The sequence below is a fragment of the Xanthovirga aplysinae genome (genome assembly GCF_009711365.1).
Classification (GTDB): Bacteria; Bacteroidota; Bacteroidia; order Cytophagales; family Cyclobacteriaceae; genus Xanthovirga; species Xanthovirga aplysinae.
The window spans coordinates 1-3,127 of sequence record NZ_SMMB01000668.1; the positions used below are offsets into that span (position 1 = coordinate 1).

The 3,127-nt window shown below is 36.7% G+C and carries 4 protein-coding genes; all 4 read right to left on the minus strand.

The genetic code is table 11. The features are described from left to right. Positions 1-70: 70 nt before the first annotated feature. A complete protein-coding gene (locus E1171_RS03925; RefSeq protein WP_155204295.1) occupies positions 71-502 on the minus strand; it encodes an OsmC family protein in 432 nt (143 codons plus the stop codon). Between the two features lie 2 nt (positions 503-504). Beyond that, positions 505-1,053, minus strand: coding sequence for a carboxymuconolactone decarboxylase family protein (locus tag E1171_RS03930; protein WP_155204296.1), 549 nt, complete (start codon positions 1,051-1,053; stop codon positions 505-507). A gap of 345 nt (positions 1,054-1,398) precedes the next feature. Beyond that, a complete protein-coding gene (locus E1171_RS03935) occupies positions 1,399-2,124 on the minus strand; it encodes a cysteine hydrolase family protein (RefSeq protein ID WP_155204297.1) in 726 nt (241 codons plus the stop codon). A 248-nt stretch (positions 2,125-2,372) separates the two neighbouring features. Then, on the minus strand, positions 2,373-3,127 hold a 755-nt coding region (locus tag E1171_RS03940; protein ID WP_155204299.1), incomplete at its 5' end, for a helix-turn-helix domain-containing protein.

The window sequence follows — 3,127 nt, forward strand, 5'->3', positions numbered from 1 at the left end:
GACAGATTATAGATAAAGTCCTATAACCTGTCTTTGGTGGGTATTCTTATCAAATGATTATTTTTGGTTATTATTGGGTCTCAACAGTTGACTCCTCCATCTCAACTGCCGATTCTATATCCCAGTCTCCATTTATCATCCGATGGATATAGCAATTATCCGCTTGTTTTAATAATTCATGTTTCTGTTCTTCCGTAATATCACCCTCAATTTTTAAGGCTACTTGCACGTGGGTAGAAAGTTTTCCATTTTCTTCCCGCTTTACGGTTTGTTCCAATTGGGCATCCACATCCCTAATGTCCCATTTCTTTTGGCGGGCAATGTAGCGAACCGTTGCCACTTTACACATGGCCAGACCAGCTAAAACTAATTCTCCCGGTGCCAAACCCAGGTCTGTACCCTTACTTTTGATAGGCTCATCTCCTATAATGGTGTGTTTCCCATTGGTTATGATCGATTGGTACCCCGTGGGGAGGTTCTTTATATTAATCTTTGTAGCCATAACTATACAGTTTTTGTTGACAATTCATCAGCTAAAGGAAAGTCAATAGGAAGATCCGTTAGATTGTTAATAAAGTTGCTTATGGTTTTATCCCCTATAAGCATGACCACATCTATTAAATTGGCCTCATTATAACCTTGGTTGAAGAAGGCCTCTTTTAGTTCTTCACTTACTTTCCCTTTGTTTTCTACTGCAGCGGCAGTCAATTTTACCAGTGCATCTAATTTTCTATCGAAGGAGGCTGATCCACTTCGAAGTTCTAATATTTGATCTTCACTAAACCCATTCATCTTACCCAGAGCAGTGTGGGCTGATTGGCAATAGCGACAATCATTGATCTGACTAGTGACTAGATTGATCACTTCTTTTTCCTTCGCACTTAAGGTACTCTTTCGGTTGTTAAGAGATAAATAATCGGCCAAAGCAGTCTCATTTTTCGCATAATAAGCATATAAATTTGGAACAAAGCCTATGCCTTTTTTAAGGTTATCAAAAATGGCCTGATTACTTTTGCTAACTTCTTCTCTTGTTGGGACTTTAAAATTTGCCATGACTTTTTATGATTAGTTTTTTAATTAAATTAACAATACAAATATGGACCATATTGAAGCCGGATGGTTAGGTAAAAATTCCTGAAGAGTTGGCAATTTTTCCTCTGCATGAGATTTTTTCTTTTTTGAGGAGGGATTAGAATCGTGTTGTTTGAATAGGAGTATAGAAAAGGGAGGTAAACCTTAAGGATTTTCGTCTTTTATTTTTCTCTTTAATTTCTTTTTAATCTATTTAGGATACCTTTCTACACGGTGAATACAAAAAAAGTGCTAACCTGTTGATTAGCACTTTGAAGATTTGTTTCTCCTTAGAAAATGGATCTAAAAAAAGTTCCTTCAATAGTTTTAGAGTTTTTTCAAAAGCTTTACTACCTCTTCGGTAGAAAAAACATGGCTGGCAATCATTCGAAAGTTAATTAAAGCCGCTTCGTATGCATTCATACCAGGTAAAATAGCCCCAGCTGTAGCATCTTTGACCACAGATACTTCAAACCCTTCTTCCACCAAATCCCTCATATGGGACTCTGTACATAAATTGGCAGACATACCCGCTAGTATCACTTTGTTAAAACCGTGTTTTCGGAGTTGCAAGGCTAGATCATTAGATTCAGGTCCATAGATTTTATGTGGATTGGTAACAATCACATTACCTTCATTAATATACTTTTTGTATTTATCTAACCAGTCTGCACCTGAGCCCTCAAAGCCTTGGGTGGACAAGGCATCTGTCCTGTCAAACATTTTGATGTTATGCATGAGGGTTTCTAAAGCACCCTCTATTTTCCAGGTATGATCATGTGGATAGTAATAGTGAGGGGAAACAAAAACAGTGATGTTCTTTTGTTTAGCCACCTTGAATAAAGCTTCAATATGGGCCACTGTATTGTTTTCTTGTACACTTTCACCTACCACTCCCCAGGCGACCCCATTTGGGCTTAAGAAATCATTTTGAGGATCGGTGATGACAATAGCTGTATTACTATCTATTGTAAAACCAGGATCGGGTAGTTGGGCAAAAACAGTTGTAAAGGCTGTAAATAGTCCTGCTATTAACATCATTGAATTTTTCATCTTGTCTAGTTTAAAAGTCATCATTAAATTAACATTACAAAGATGAAGAGTAGGAGGTGGGGGTGGGTAGGAAACATTTCCCTATCAGTTGGCAATTATTCCCTATTCTTTTTCAAATGAGATTTCCGTTATCTTTCGCTTTTGCTTGTTTGCACATTGATGCTGGCATGAAATAAAAAAATGCTACTTTGAGAACTAGGATTTACTTTAAAGTTATTAATTAGCTTTTATTTAGAGGTTCTCTTTCCTTATTTCATTAAATCTTTATTCACATCTGAATCTTTCACTTTTTCAATCGCATTATTTCTAAATTCCTTGGGAGAAACACCCTCTCTTTTCTTGAAAAAACGACTGAAGGTTTGTACATCCTCATAGCCAATGGTGTAAGCAATTTCCTTTATGGGCATATTTGTATAATGTAATAACCTGCGGCCTTCAAGTGCTTTTCGATCCTGTATATATTGAAGTGGGCTTTTGGTGCCTACCTTGGAGAAAACATTGGAGAGTGTTTTTGCGGATTTGTTTAACAATTCAGCATATTCGGCCACTGTATGCTTTGTTTTAAAATATTTTTCCACTAGAAAGTTAAAGTCTCTAATGATATCCACATCAGCCTTTTCAGCTGGATAGTGTGCTTGGTTTTTGTATAATCGGGTGCTGAGGATTAAATATCTTTTCAGCATCATTTGCAGCATATCGATTTGCAAGTTGTCGTCTGACTGCATTTCGATGGTAAACATATTCCAAAGGGTATCAAATTTTTCGAGTTCAGCTTCAGGGATTTGGATAACAGGTAGTTGTGAAGCTCCAAAAAACAAAACCCCTTTACAACCCACTTCCCCATCATGGTCTAGAATGCAGTAAAAAGGTCGATTAAACCGTAAAAAACGTAAGGGTCCTGCTTTGTTTACTTTAACTCGATGAAACTCTGTTAAAAAAACGATTTCATTGGTAGTGAAAATATAATCTTTACCGTCAATAGTAAGTTCATTTTGGTCAGAAA

Bases quoted from the DNA above. Each gene is read 5' to 3' on its own strand.
- E1171_RS03935 (WP_155204297.1), bottom strand. From the start codon at position 2,124: ATGAAAAATTCAATGATGTTAATAGCAGGACTATTTACAGCCTTTACA.
- E1171_RS03930 (WP_155204296.1), bottom strand. From the start codon at position 1,053: ATGGCAAATTTTAAAGTCCCAACAAGAGAAGAAGTTAGCAAAAGTAAT.
- E1171_RS03925 (WP_155204295.1), bottom strand. From the start codon at position 502: ATGGCTACAAAGATTAATATAAAGAACCTCCCCACGGGGTACCAATCG.